A 14023-nucleotide genomic window follows, 5' to 3' on the forward strand; every position below is an offset into this window, starting at 1 on the left:
ATGGTGGGTCGTGTAGGATTCGAACCTACGACCAATTGGTTAAAAGCCAACTGCTCTACCAACTGAGCTAACGACCCTCCCGACAGGGCGCATATGTTACTTAGCGCGCCCGATCCTGGCAAGAGAAATTTGCCTAATTATCAATCGTCAGCGCTTCGGCTTGGCGTGCTTGGGTTTGCGCATGGCCTGGACGGGGCGACGCTTGTGCTTGTCGCGGCTCCAGCGGTTCTTCTCATCGGGGGTCAGATCGGGCACCTTGCGCGGCGTCAGGCCGGCCATGGTAGAGAGATCGTCGATCTCCTCCTGGGAGAGTTCGACCCACTCACCGGCCTTGGCGCGCTTGTCGAGGAAGATGTTGCCGTAGCGCACGCGCTTGAGGCGGCTGACGGTCAAGCCCTGGGACTCCCATAGGCGGCGCACCTCGCGGTTGCGGCCTTCCATGATCACTACGTGGAACCACGTATTGATGCCTTCACCACCGAACTCCTGCACATCGGTGAAGCGTGCCGGGCCGTCCTCGAGCATTACGCCCTCGACCATCGCCACGATATGCTCGCGCTTTACCTGGCCCATCACGCGTACGGCGTATTCACGCTCGATCTGCGTCGACGGGTGCATCAAACGGTTGGCCAGCTCACCATCGGTGGTGAACAGCAGCAGGCCACTAGTGTTGATGTCGAGACGCCCGATGGCGATCCAGCGTTCGCCCTTGAGGCGCGGCAGATGGTCGAAGACGGTGCGTCGACCCTCGGGATCCTTGCGCGTGCACAGCTCGCCCTCGGGCTTGTTGTACATGATCACTCGACGCGGCACCTCGTTGACGTCACGCAGGTTGATCGGTCGATCGTCGAAGGTGACCCTGTCGCGCATTTCCACGCGGTCGCCCAGGCTGGCGACCTGACCATTGACCTTGACGCGGCCGGCACTGATGGCGGTTTCCATCTCGCGGCGCGAGCCCAGACCGGCGCGCGCGAGGACCTTCTGAAGCTTTTCTGAGGCAGGTGGTGTCTTGCTGTTCATGAATCGGACGTGTTCTCGTCGGATGAATTTTCCGCGCCGGCCAGGCCGTCTTCGTCGCGTTCGCGATCGACGGGCTGTTGGTTGCGGGCGCGTTCGGCCAGACGGGCTTCAAGATCGGCGAAGCTCAGTTCCGGCCGTGCGGACGCCGTCCCGGCGTGTGTTGTGTCGTCGGCCGTCCCGGCCGTCGAGTCCTGCTGTGATTCGGTTTGCCCAGCGTCATGCTCAGAATCGTCGCTCTGCGCATCAGTAACGGGCTCGTTGACTTCCTCTCCTCCCGCCTGCGGCTCGCTGGCCTGACGGGCCTGAACATCGATGTCGTCCTCGTAGAGCGGGGACTCGGGCAGGTCGAACTCCTTGAGTTCGTGCATCGGCGGCAAGGCATCGAGGGTCTTGAGGCCGAAGTCATCAAGGAACTGCCTTGTCGTAGCATAGACCGCCGGACGCCCCGGTACGTCACGATGTCCGACCACACGAATCCAGCCACGTTCACTCAGGGTGCGCATGATCGAGCTGCTAACCGCCACGCCGCGCACCTCCTCGATATCACCGCGAGTGACCGGTTGACGATAGGCGATCAGCGCCAACGTTTCCAGCAAGGCCCGAGAATAGCGCTGCGGCCGCTCGTCCCACAGTCGCGACACCCACGGCGACAGTCGCTGACGAATACGCACCTGATAGCCGGAGGCGGTCTCGATGAGTTCCAGCGCGGAATTCTCCAGGCGATTACCCAGGGCATCCAGCGCATCGCGCAGCTCGCGCCGTGGCGGGCACTCATGCTCATCGAACAGGCCTTCCAGGCGCTCCACCGGGAGCGGCTCGCCAGCCGCGAGCAGGGCCGCTTCGAGAATCTCGTCGAGGCGCACGCTGGCCATCAGGTCGCCTCCTCGAACGCGCTTTCGCCCACGTCGTCCGAGTCACTCTCCGTGTCGGCAACCTCGGCCTCGTAGGCCCCCTCTTCGCCCAGCGGCTGGCGAGCACGAACATGAATGGGCGACAGGGGCTCGTTCTGCACGATCTCGATCATCGATTCCTTGGCTAGCTCGAGAATCGCCATGAAGGTGACGATCACCCCGGCTCGCCCTTCCTCGAGCGTGAAGAGAGCCACGAAAGGGGTGAAATGCTCATGACTGAGGCGTTCCATGATACGCAGCATGCGCTCGCGCGTGGAGAGCACCTCACGGCTGATGGTATGCGTCTGGGTCAGCTCGGCACGCCGCAGGATGCCCGACAGGGCACGCAGCAACTCGTCGAGCTCGACCTCGGGGTGGATGACCCGGGTTTCCAGTGACGGCAGGCCCGCCTGGGCGCCGTACCAGTCGCGCCCCACGCGGGGCAACTCATCCAGCCCCTCGGCGGCAATCTTGAGCCGTTCATACTCCTGCAGGCGGCGGATCAGCTCGGCACGCGGATCCTCCTCGTCCTCTTCGCCCTCGGCCTTGGGCGGGCGAGGCAGCAGCGTACGCGACTTGATCTCGGCGAGCATCGCCGCCATCAGCAGATACTCCCCAGCCAGCTCGATCTCCAGGGCCTTCATCAGCTCGATGTATTCGATGTACTGATGGGTGATCGCGGCGACATCGATGGCCAGGATATCGAGGTTCTGGCGGCGGATCAGGTAGAGCAACAGATCCAGCGGACCCTCGAAGGACTCTAGAAAGACCCGCAACGCCTCCGGCGGAATGTAAAGATCCTCTGGCAGCTCGGTGATTGGCTGGTCATGCAAGCGCGCCAGTACCGCCGCCGTCTGCTGGGCAACCGGCGATTCGGACATTGCAACACTTTCCGGCGTTTCACTCACGGGCAGCGGGACCTTCGGTACGGACAGCGACGGACAAACGCGTAGTCTACCAAGTGATGTCGACTCCTAGCATTCGAAATACGGTCTATCAGGCCGGCGATTCGGCACTATCCGCCTTGCGGTAGCGTCCCACATAGTCGAATAGCTTCTCGCGCACCTGCCAATGCCGCCCGACACGGCGGCCGATCACGAAGTCCGGCGCCTTCAACCGGCGGCGCTCGGCGATGACGTCGTCTGGCGAGGCAGGCCACCAGGCACTGCCGGGCGCACGCAGGTGATGACGCAGAAAGGCGGCCGCGAATGCGCCGCGCTGGGCCGGTGTTTCCAGCGCAAACCATTCATCCAGCGTGGCACCGTCCTCGTCGTGATAGGTCACCTTGAGACGCGGCAGGCCGCGGCCGTTGACGGTGGCGGCTAGCTGCATGCCACTGACGCGCAATACCCGCGCGTCCTTGAGGCGCAACGCGTCCTTGAGCTTGTCGTCAGGGTCGACCAGACGCTCGCCGCAACCATGGCAGCTGCGTGCCGCGATGTCGTTCTCGGCGCCGCAGGCCTCGCAGACCTTGAAGCGGAAGCGAAAATCGCATTGCCGGGAACGCCCCGCTTCATCCTCGACCAGCCCCTGACAACGCCGACCGTAGTGCTCAATGACCAGCTCACCGTCGCGCTTGCCCCAGAACAGGTTGGCATGACCGCAGGCCGGGCACTCGACCTGGACCGGCTCGGCATCCGAGGCCGGCTTGGGCGAGCCGACCTCGGGCGCGTACAGGTCCCAAGGGTTGCCGGCGTAGTCGAGAATCAGGCAGTCCTCTTTTCCAGGTGCCAGGCGCAGGCCTCGCCCGACAATCTGCTGGTAGAGGCTTACCGACTCGGTCGGCCGCAGGATGGCAATCAGATCGACATGCGGCGCATCGAAGCCGGTAGTCAACACCGCCACGTTGACCAGATACTTCAGCCGTTGCGCCTTGAAGTCATCGATCAGCCGTTCTCGCTCACGCGATGGGGTATTGCCGGTGATTAACGCCGCCTCGCCTTCGGGCAGGTAACCCATGATCTCCTCGGCATGGTCGACCGTCGCGGCGAACAGCATTACCCCGCGTCGCTCCCGAGCCCGCTCGACTACCTCGGCAAGGATGGTCGGTGTCGCGCGATTGCCGCGTACCACCCGGTTGAGCTCCTCCTCGGCAAACAACCCGCGGACGTTAGGCGCTAGCTGCGAAAAATCGTAGCGTTCGACCGCCGCATCCACGCGCAGAGGTGGCGCCAGGTAGCCCTGCTTGACCATCAGGCGCAGTGGTTGCTCGAACACGCAAGCCTTGAAGAAACTGTCTTCCTCGCCGCGCACCATGCCATGGTAATGGCGATGGTAGATGAAACCCTGTCCCAGCCGGAACGGCGTGGCGGTCAGGCCGAGAATCTTGAGACGCGGGTTGGCGCGCCGCAGGTGATCGATGACCTGACGGTAGCTGGCGTTCTCGTCCGGCGAGACACGATGGCATTCGTCGATGACCAGCAGCGTGAAACCACCATCATCGAAGCTGGCCAGATTGCGCACTACCGACTGCACCGAACCGAACACCACCTGACGGTCGGCCTCCTTGCGGCCCAGCCCGGCACTGAAGATGTCCGCCTCGAGTCCGTAAGCCTGATACTTGGCATGGTTCTGCTCGACCAACTCGCGTACGTGGGCCAGCACCAGTACCCGTCCGCGCGCCAGGCGAGCCAGTTCAGCGATGACCAGGGACTTCCCACTACCGGTGGGCAGCACGACCACGGCAGGCTCATCACTGGCGCGAAAGTGCTCGACGACGCGAGATACGGCCTGGCGCTGGTAGGGACGAAGAGAAGGCGGTGATGGCATGGCGCGGACATCACCTGAAGGATGGTTCGACATGCCGCCATTGTACTCGGCTTTGTCATCATACCGAACTGCCAGGTTCTGCCTGGAAAGTACCTAGGCTCGCCGACTTTGCAGACAGAACCTAGACTAATGAGACAAGGCCAGGGAAGGCACTGGAACTCACTCATCGCATAGAGGAGGGGAACCATGAAATTCCCGGCAAAACTCCCTACTGGCCCCGAATGTCCCGAGTGCGCCAGCCGCGAGAAGCGCTTCCCGCCCGGCCGCGAGGGCGCCTATCACGTATTCTGTGACCAATGCGGCTACGACTTTGGCCGCTTCGACAGCCTGAGCCGACATTACGAGCACATGCTCGACGACCTGGAGCGCAAGCTGGGCGTCGATCCCACTCCTCGCTGAGGTAAAAAATCAGCTGAGCAGTAGTGAGGCGTCTCGATAACGGGCCAGCGTTTCGGAAGGCGGTTCGCCGAAAAGACGGCGATAGTCTCGCGAGAACTGGCCAAGGTGATAAAACCCCCAGTCGTTGGCCACCCCGGTCACTGTGGTCCCGTCAACCGGGTGCGCCAAGGCACGGCGCACCCGGTTCAGGCGTGCTGTGCGCAGAAACTGTACCGGGCTGATGCCCAGAATGCTGGTAAAGCAGTATTGCAGCGTTCGCTGGCTGACGTGCGTCAGCCCACATAGCTCGGCCATGGTCACCGGCACATACTCTGGGGCATCGACATAGCGCTTGACCTGATCCACGACCCGCTTGCGATGACTGTAACTCGGTGGTACGTCATCATTGGGTACTTTCTGCTGCAGCATCTCGACCAGAGCCATCATCAGGATGTCGCGGTGAACCTGGGGCGCCAGTGTTTCCCGATCGGCCCTTAACAACCGCTCTATCAGGAAGGTAACCGCTTTCCGCGTGTGAGATGGCAGGCGCAACCGCATGTACGTCGAGGGTGCGCGCTCCATTAACGCCAGGCCGGATTCGCCGGCAGCGCTCGCCAGCAGTCGGCGGCTCACCACCAGCCCGTAGATGTCGAAAGCTTCCGGGGTGACCAGTTCGAAGTCGCAACGCCCCGGCTGGCACATCACTTCGTACTCGCCCACCGGCCGGCCATTGATTCGGCAGGTCCGGTCCCTGGGTATGCCTATCCACAACGATTCCGGCCAGACGTTGCACTGCTGGCGCAGGGCCTGACTGGTGTGTTCCTTGAAGATCTGCATCTCATCCAGTTGAATCTCATCGATACGACCATAGAAGGCCCCGGCGCTGACCTGATCGTATTCCTGTCGCCAGTCGGTAAGGTTATGAGCATGCTCGTCGGCATCTCGGGCCTCCCAGACGCACCTTTTTGGTGCGTTTTTGTTTTCATGGGTCTGTAGCGGCACGCTGTCCCTCCTCCTCCGTAAAGCGCCTTTTGCGCCTCCGGCTGCAACTCGTTGTTTTTAGGTAAAAACTCAGTTTTGCCAAAAATCGATAACGGCGCCATCGGTGGCCTCGCTACCTTGAATAAGCAAGTTTCGTTCCGCCCTGAAAGATCGGGTACGTCCGTGATACACCCAGGACGCCTGTTGAGGTAGGCATCATATGGCCGAGGAGTACAACTACACGCTAGGTGGCCAACGCTACCGCTTCAAGAATCTGGCCGAGCTGATGGCCAAGGCGACGCCGGCACGCTCGGGAGACCGCCTGGCGGGAGTGATTGCCACGTCCGCCGAAGAACGCGTGGTAGCGCAGATGGCACTGGCCGAGCTGCCACTGAAGACATTTCTCGAGGATCTGCTGATCCCCTACGAAAGCGACGAGATCACCCGCCTGATCGTGGATACCCACGACGCCGGGGCGCTTGCCCCCATTGCTCACCTGACCGTCGGCGACTTTCGCAACTGGCTGCTCAGCGACCTGGCCACCCCCGAGGTGCTCGCCGGTGTGCGAGCCGGCATCACGCCGGAAATGGCCGCCGCAGTCAGCAAGATCATGCGCAATCAGGACCTGATCCTGGTGGCCCGCAAATGTCGAGTCACCACGGCATTCCGTAACACCATCGGCCTGCCGGGTCGGCTGTCGACGCGCCTGCAACCCAACCACCCGACCGATGACGTAACCGGCATCGCCGCGAGCATTCTCGACGGCCTGCTCTATGGCAACGGCGATGCGGTAATCGGCATCAACCCTGCCACCGATAACGTCGCACAGAGCATCAAGCTGATGCACCTGATGGACGAAGTGATCCGCAAGTACGCCATCCCCACTCAGTCCTGCGTACTGACCCATGTCACCAACACCCTGGAGGCCATCGGGCAGGGCGCGCCGGTCGATCTGGTCTTTCAGTCGATCGGTGGCACCGAGGCCACCAACGCCAGCTTCGGTTTCAATCTCAGCGTGCTGGCCGAAGCCCAGGATGCCGCCAAGTCACTGAAGCGAGGCACGGTGGGCGACAACGTCATGTATTTCGAGACCGGTCAAGGCAGCGCGCTGTCCGCTGGCGCCCATCACGGCCTCGACCAACAGACCTGCGAGGCGCGTGCCTACGCCGTGGCGCGCCATTTCGACCCGCTATTGGTCAATACGGTGGTGGGTTTCATCGGCCCCGAATACCTGTTCGATGGCAAGGAGATCATCCGCGCCGGGCTGGAAGACCATTTCTGCGGCAAGCTGCTCGGCGTGCCGATGGGCTGCGATATCTGCTACACCAACCACGCCGAGGCCGACCAGAACGACATGGACAACCTCCTCACACTGCTCGGCGTGGCGGGCTGCAGCTTCATCATGGGCATCCCCGGTTCGGACGACATCATGCTCAACTATCAAACCACCTCGTTCCACGATGCGCTCTACGCACGCCGCGTGCTGGGGCTGGGCCCGGCCCCCGAGTTCGAGCGCTGGCTGGCAGAGATGGCGATCTTCGAGGACGTCGCCTCGCATCGCCTCAACCCCGGCTTGCCCGGTGCCTTCGCCCGCTCGCTGGCCAACCTGCCCGCCGGAGCCGACCATGACGGATAACCTGCCAAGCAACGGCGTCACGGCCAACCCTTGGCGGCGACTGCGTGAATTCACCGATGCGCGTATCGGCCTGGGCCGGGCCGGTATCAGCTTGCCCACCGACCGACTGCTGGAATTCCAACTGGCTCACGCCCGCGCCCAGGATGCCGTGCACCTGCCGCTCGATGTCGATGATCTGTGCCATCAGTTGGCCGAGATGGGGGGCGACGTTCCTCCAGTCGTCGTGCACAGCCGCGCCGTGGATCGCATGACTTACCTGCAGCGCCCGGACTGGGGACGGCGACTCGACGAGGCCTCCCGCGAGCGGTTGAGTCACAGCGAAGATACGCCGCAGGCCCCTTACGACTTGGCCATCGTCATCGTCGACGGCCTCTCCTCAAGGGCGATACAACAGAATGCTGCACCGTTTCTGGATGCGCTGCTCAATGCGCTGGACAACGATCCGCAGCATGACTGGCACCTGGCGCCGGTGACAGTGGTCGAGCAAGGGCGAGTCGCCATCGGCGACGAGATCGGCGAATTGCTCAATGCCCGGGCGGTGCTGGTCATGATCGGCGAGCGGCCCGGATTGAGCTCACCCGACAGCCTGGGACTCTACCTGACCTGGGCGCCGAAGGTAGGTCTCACCGATGCCTATCGCAACTGCATCTCCAACGTACGTCCGGCAGGCCTGACCTACCCCGAGGCCAGCCGACGGTTGCTTTACCTGCTGCGCGAGTCGCGCCAGAAACAACTGTCCGGCGTGCAGCTGAAGGATCGAACCCAGGACGATGTGATAGACCATCAAGCCGATGGCATCCACAACTTCCTGATTTCTTGAGCGCTCCAACAACAACAGGCAAGGAGATGTCGCATGAGCGACCACCCCGTCGACCAGGATTACCTGGCCAAACGTCAACTGCGCAAGGGTACCGCCGGCTGGATTCTGCTGGCCGGTCTCGGCGTGTCCTACGTGATTTCCGGCGACTTCGCCGGCTGGAACTTCGGCATCGCCGAAGCCGGCTGGGGCGGCTTCGCCATCGCCGCCGTGCTGATGGGTCTGATGTACTTCGCCCTGGTGCTGGCACTGGCGGAAATGTCAGCGGCGATTCCCGCCGCTGGCGGTGGCTACAGCTTCGCACGCCAGGCCATGGGGCCGGCGGGTGGCTATTTGACCGGCCTGGCGGTGCTCATCGAATATGCATTGGCGCCGGCGGCCATCGTGATTTTCATCGGTGCCGCCGTGGAGGAACTGTTGGGCATCAACGGGCCACTGGTCTATGCCCTGTTCTATATGGTATTCATCGGTATCCACTTGGCCGGCGTAGGCGAAGCCTTGAAGGTGATGATGGTGATCAGCGGCCTGGCAGTGTTCGCCATCGTTGCTACCGCCATTGCCCTGCTTGGCGACTTCGATACCAGCCGGTTGTTCGACATCGCCCCCACTGACGCAGCGGGCGCCAACGCTTTCATGCCTTTCGGCTGGGCCGGCATCTGGGCAGCGCTACCGTTCGGCATGTGGCTTTTCCTGGCAGTGGAAGGCGTCCCACTGGCCGCCGAAGAGTCCAAGGATCCGGCACGCGACGTGCCCAAGGGCATCATCGGCGCCATGGTATTTTTGCTGTTTACGGCGGTGCTGGTGGTCTTTCTGCTCGCCGGTGCGGCGGGTGCCGAGGCCATTGGGCAAAGCGGCGTGCCGCTGGTCGATGCACTTAATGCCACTGGCAGCGGAACGCTGGCTACGGTGGTCAACGTGCTCGGCCTGGCCGGGCTGGTCGCCTCGTTTTTCTCGATCATCTACGGCTATAGTCGCCTGGTCTTCGCGCTGTCGCGTGCCGGTTACCTGCCGAAAGCGCTGTCGCTGACCAGCCGGCGCAAGGCGCCGACCTGGGCACTCGTCGTGCCGGGCGTGTTCGGTTTTCTGGTCTCGTTGAGCGGTGAAGGCGACCTGATCCTGGGCATGGCCGTGGTGGGTGCCACACTGTCCTACGCGCTGATGGCGCTCAGCCACATTCTGCTGCGCTTCAAGCGTCCTGACCTGCCCCGCCCCTACAAGACGCCGGGTGGCATCGTGACGTCTTCCGTCGCACTGGTACTGTCGCTGGTGGCGCTGACCGGGGTGTATGCCTTCGATCCTCGCGCGTTCAACTATACGATCGTGCTGTTCGTAATCGGCGCGGCGTATTACTTCCTCTACAGCCGCCACAAACTGGTCGCCAAGACTGCCGAAGAGGAGTTCCAGTTGGTCGCCGATGCGGAAAGCAGCCTGAGCCACGACGTACCTCCCGCCGCAACCCCAACCTGAAATTATCTACCTAAAAAAACCGCGACCCGAGGGTCGCGGTTTTCGTTTGCCGGGCAGGCGCGCTCAGCCCACCCACACCCGCGCGTTGCGGAACATGCGCATCCACGCACCATCCTTCGTCCACTCCTGGGGGCGCCAGGAGTTGGTCACCGCACGGGCGACACGCTCGGGGTGCGGCATCAGAATGGTGACGCGACCGTCATCGTTGGTCAGCCCGGTGATGCCTGCCGGCGAGCCGTTGGGGTTGGCTGGATAACGCGAGGTCACCTGCCCGTAGTTATCGATGTAGCGAACCGCGATTTGGCCGCTGCCCTGCATGCTTCGCAGGTGGGCACTATCGCGGAATTCGGCGCGCCCCTCGCCATGAGCCACGGCAATCGGCAAGCGCGAGCCTTCCATACCGGCCAGCAGTATCGATGGGCTCTTTTCGACCTGTACCATCGACACGCGCGCCTCGAACTGCTCGGACTCGTTGCGAACGAAACGCGGCCAGTTTTCGGTACCGGGGATCAGCTCCTTGAGTTGAGAGAGCATCTGGCAACCATTGCACACGCCCAATGCAAAGCTGTCGTCGCGCTCGAAGAACGCTGCGAACTGTTCACGGGCGCGCGCGTTGAACAGCACCGACTTGGCCCAGCCGCCGCCGGCACCAAGCACGTCGCCATAGGAGAAGCCACCACAGGCGACCAGTCCGTTGAACTCGTCGAGAGTCACGCGACCAGCGAGGATGTCGCTCATATGCACATCGACGGACTCGAAGCCGGCCTTGTCGAAGTTGGCCGCCATCTCGAGCTGGCCGTTGACGCCCTGCTCGCGCAGGATCGCCATGCGCGGCCGTGCGGTGTTGATAAACGGCGCGGTGATGTCTTCGTCGACATCGAAGGTCGGCTCGGCAGACAGCCCCGGATCGCGCAGGTCCAGCAAGTCGTCGAACTCAGACTTGGCGCAGTCGGGATTGTCGCGCAGCGCCTGCAGGCGGTAGCTGGTCTCCGCCCAGGTGCGCTGGGTCAGGGCGCGGGTGGTCTCGAGCAACGGCTCTTCGAACAACGTTACGCGCACCTGATCGTCATAGCGCGGGCGTGCGATGACACCACACGTATCGATTCCCGCCGCAGCGAACTGTGCCAGCACGAACTCGGTGTCCTGTCGGTTGACCTGAATCACCGCGCCGAGCTCTTCGGCGAACAGCGCGCTGGGCGCAGCGTAACCGTCGTCGACCAACCAATCGAGCTTGATCTCCAGGCCACCGCGACCGGCGAAGGCCATCTCCAGCAGGGTCACGATCAGACCGCCGTCGCTGCGGTCGTGATAGGCAAGCAGCTTGCCGTCGGCATTCAGCCCCTGGATTACGGTGAAAAATGCCTTCAGGTCCTCGGCGTCATCCAGGTCGGGGCACTCATCGCCCACTTGGCCGTAGACCTGGGCCAGTGCCGAGCCACCCAGGCGGTTTCTGCCGCCACCCAGATCGATGAGGATCAGATCGCTCTCGTCCTGGTCCAGGCGCAGTTGCGGGGTTAGTGTTTTCAGCGCATCGAGTACCGGAGCAAAGCCGGTCACGTTGAGGGTCAGCGGTGCAGTGATCGCTTTCTGCTCGACATCGTCGCCCTCGCCCTCCTGCCAGGCGGTGCGCATCGACATCGAGTCCTTGCCCACCGGAATGGCAATGCCCAATTGCGGACAGAGTTCCATGCCCACGGCGTGAACGGCGTCGTATAGCGCCTGGTTCTCGCCGGGATGGTCAGCCGCGCTCATCCAGTTGGCGGAGAGCTTGACGTCCTCGATCCTGGCAATCGGCGCCGCGGCCAGGTTGGTGAGCGCCTCGGCGACGGCCAGACGGGCACTCGCCGCGGGGTCGATCAGCGCCACCGGTGGGCGCTCACCCATCGCCATGGCCTCGCCGGCATGGGTATCGTAGCTGGCTGTGGTCACCGCCACGTCGGCTACCGGCACCTGCCACGGCCCGACCATCTGGTCGCGGGCAACCATACCGGTGATCGAACGATCGCCGATAGTAATCAGGAAGCTCTTGGAAGCTACCGCCGGTAAGCGTAATACTCGATCCAGCGCTTCGCGAAGGTCCAAATTATCGAAATCCGCGCCCGGCATCTCGAGGCTCTGGCGCTCGAACTCGCGCTGCATCTTGGGCGGCTTGCCGAACAGTACGCTCATCGGCAGGTCGATGGGCTGGCTCTCGAAGTGTCCGTCGTGGACGCTGAGGTGATGCTCTTCGACGGCCTCACCGACCACGGCGTAGGGGCAACGCTCACGCTCGCACAATGCATCGAAGGTATCGAGATCCTCCGGGGCCACCGCCAGCACGTAGCGTTCCTGAGCCTCGTTGCACCAGATTTCCAGCGGGCTCATGCCCGGCTCGGCATTGGGCACGGCGCGTAGTTCAAAGCGACCGCCACGGCCACCGTCCTTGACCAGTTCCGGCAGTGCGTTGGATAGACCACCAGCACCGACGTCGTGGATAAAGCGGATCGGGTTGCCTTCACCCAGCGCCCAGCAGCGGTCGATGACTTCCTGCGCGCGGCGCTCCATCTCGGGGTTCTCTCGCTGTACGGAGGCGAAATCGAGGTCCTCGCTGGAACTGCCGGAAGCCATGGACGAGGCGGCCCCGCCTCCGAGGCCAATGAGCATCGCCGGGCCACCCATGACGATCAGCTTGGCGCCGACCGGGATATCGCCCTTCTCGACGTGCTCGGCCCGGATGTTGCCGTAGCCACCGGCGACCATCACGGGCTTATGATAGCCGCGTCGCTCGATGCCCTCGGCGTCCACTGCATCCTGCTCGTAAGTACGGAAGTAACCGGTCAGGTTGGGGCGGCCGAACTCGTTATTGAATGCCGCGCCGCCGATGGGCGCCTCGAGCATGATGTCCAGTGCACTCTTGATACGCTCGGGCTTGCCGTAGTCGAAGGCTTCCCAGGGCTGGACGAACTCGGGAATCCGCAGATTGGAGACCGCGAAGCCGGTCAGGCCGGCCTTGGGCTTGCCGCCGATCCCGGTCGCGCCCTCATCGCGAATCTCACCGCCGGAGCCGGTCGCCGCGCCGGGGAACGGCGCGATGGCGGTAGGGTGATTGTGGGTCTCCACCTTCATCAGAATGTGGATCGGCTCATGCTCGGTGCGGTAGGTCGCCGTCTCGTCCGCCTTGCCGGTCAGCGGTGTGGCGAAGAAGCGGCCCGCCTCACTGCCCTTGATGACCGCGGCGTTATCGCTGTATGCCGACAGGATATCGTCGGGGGACTGCTCGTAGGTGTTCTTGATCATCTTGAACAGCGAGTGCGACTGCAACTCGCCATCGATGGTCCACTCGGCATTGAAGATCTTGTGACGACAGTGCTCGGAGTTGGCCTGAGCAAACATCATCAGCTCGACGTCGCTGGGGTTACGCCCCAAGTCCTGGAAGGACTGCACGAGGTAATCGATCTCGTCTTCGGCCAGCGCCAGACCCAACTCGCCGTTGGCGGCCTCCAGCGCGGCTCGCCCACCCTCCAGAATGTCCACCTGCCCAAGTGGCGCGGGATCGTGATGAGCGAACAACTTGACCGCGTCGGACGCGTTGGCCAGTACGGACTCGGTCATGCGGTCGTGCAGCATGGCGACGATAGCGTTGAACGCTTCTTCGCTGAGCACGCCGCCCAGCTTGACGCGGTAGGCCACGCCGCGTTCGATGCGGCGGACCTGTGACAGGCCGCAGTTGTGGGCGATGTCGGTGGCCTTGGACGACCACGGCGACAACGTGCCCAGGCGCGGTACGACCAGGAACAGATGGCCCTCGCGGGACTCGTCGGCGTCGTAGCTCCTGCCGTAGGTCAGCAGGCTTTCGAGCACCGTGCGGGCGTCGGCGTCCAGGTCACCATCGAGATCGACGAAGTGGACATAATCGGCATGCAGGGACTCCACCTCGGGCACCTGGGCACGCAGCGAAGCCAACAGCTTGGCATGACGAAAATCGGAAAGGGCGGGCGCTCCTCGCAGTTCGAGCATTTCGGAAGAAGCCTCTGAAGAAAGCCGAATGGGGGGCCGCGAGCGGCGGCAATGAACGCCTATGATACT

10 protein-coding genes and 1 tRNA gene are annotated in these 14023 nt (G+C 63.1%); 4 read left to right on the forward strand and 7 right to left on the reverse strand.

Going from position 1 to position 14023, the window contains the following annotated elements; translation table 11 throughout:
- Position 1: 1 nt before the first annotated feature.
- The 5 genes from F568_RS0101700 to radD all read right to left on the reverse strand — a co-directional run bounded on the left by F568_RS0101700 (position 2) and on the right by radD (position 4679).
- A tRNA-Lys gene (locus F568_RS0101700) sits at positions 2–77 on the reverse strand.
- 70 nt (positions 78–147) lie between these two features.
- Positions 148–1020 carry a 23S rRNA pseudouridine(2605) synthase RluB gene (rluB, locus tag F568_RS0101705; RefSeq protein ID WP_019016967.1) on the reverse strand — a complete coding sequence of 291 codons (873 nt, stop codon included), beginning with the start codon at positions 1018–1020 and terminating at the stop codon, positions 148–150.
- Complete coding sequence (gene scpB / locus F568_RS0101710; RefSeq protein WP_019016968.1) at positions 1017–1892, reverse strand: SMC-Scp complex subunit ScpB; 876 nt, start codon at positions 1890–1892, stop codon at positions 1017–1019. The genes rluB and scpB overlap by 4 nt, the downstream gene beginning before the upstream one ends.
- Positions 1892–2818, reverse strand: coding sequence for a segregation and condensation protein A (locus F568_RS0101715; protein ID WP_026300266.1), 927 nt, complete (start codon positions 2816–2818; stop codon positions 1892–1894). The genes scpB and F568_RS0101715 overlap by 1 nt, the downstream gene beginning before the upstream one ends.
- A gap of 88 nt (positions 2819–2906) precedes the next feature.
- On the reverse strand, positions 2907–4679 hold the full coding sequence (gene radD / locus F568_RS0101720) for a DNA repair helicase RadD (RefSeq protein WP_019016970.1): 1773 nt from the start codon (positions 4677–4679) through the stop codon (positions 2907–2909).
- Between the two features lie 186 nt (positions 4680–4865).
- Here radD and F568_RS0101725 point away from each other — a divergent pair, with 186 nt between their 5' ends.
- Positions 4866–5078 carry a hypothetical protein gene (locus F568_RS0101725; RefSeq protein ID WP_019016971.1) on the forward strand — a complete coding sequence of 71 codons (213 nt, stop codon included), beginning with the start codon at positions 4866–4868 and terminating at the stop codon, positions 5076–5078.
- Between the two features lie 9 nt (positions 5079–5087).
- Here the strand turns inward: F568_RS0101725 and F568_RS0101730 are convergent, their stop codons facing one another.
- Positions 5088–6059 (reverse strand): helix-turn-helix domain-containing protein, encoded by a 972-nt coding sequence (locus F568_RS0101730; RefSeq protein WP_019016972.1) that lies wholly within the window; start codon positions 6057–6059, stop codon positions 5088–5090.
- A gap of 199 nt (positions 6060–6258) precedes the next feature.
- On the opposite strand from F568_RS0101730, the gene F568_RS0101735 reads away from it, so the two are divergent.
- The 3 genes from F568_RS0101735 to eat are packed head-to-tail and all read left to right on the forward strand — an operon-like array spanning position 6259 to position 9958.
- Positions 6259–7674: an ethanolamine ammonia-lyase subunit EutB gene (locus F568_RS0101735; RefSeq protein WP_019016973.1), complete on the forward strand. Its 1416-nt coding sequence runs from the start codon at positions 6259–6261 to the stop codon at positions 7672–7674.
- Positions 7664–8494, forward strand: coding sequence for an ethanolamine ammonia-lyase subunit EutC (gene eutC / locus F568_RS0101740; protein WP_019016974.1), 831 nt, complete (start codon positions 7664–7666; stop codon positions 8492–8494). The genes F568_RS0101735 and eutC overlap by 11 nt, the downstream gene beginning before the upstream one ends.
- A 33-nt stretch (positions 8495–8527) precedes the next feature.
- The gene (gene eat, locus F568_RS0101745) at positions 8528–9958 is read left to right on the forward strand and encodes an ethanolamine permease (protein ID WP_019016975.1); all 1431 of its coding nucleotides are present in this window, start codon (positions 8528–8530) and stop codon (positions 9956–9958) included.
- Between the two features lie 63 nt (positions 9959–10021).
- On the opposite strand, the gene purL is transcribed toward eat, so the two are convergent.
- Positions 10022–13954 carry a phosphoribosylformylglycinamidine synthase gene (gene purL / locus F568_RS0101750; protein ID WP_019016976.1) on the reverse strand — a complete coding sequence of 1311 codons (3933 nt, stop codon included), beginning with the start codon at positions 13952–13954 and terminating at the stop codon, positions 10022–10024.
- Positions 13955–14023 lie beyond the last annotated feature (69 nt).

This window comes from Modicisalibacter luteus DSM 23508, assembly GCF_000378505.1.
GTDB lineage: Bacteria > Pseudomonadota > Gammaproteobacteria > Pseudomonadales > Halomonadaceae > Modicisalibacter > Modicisalibacter luteus.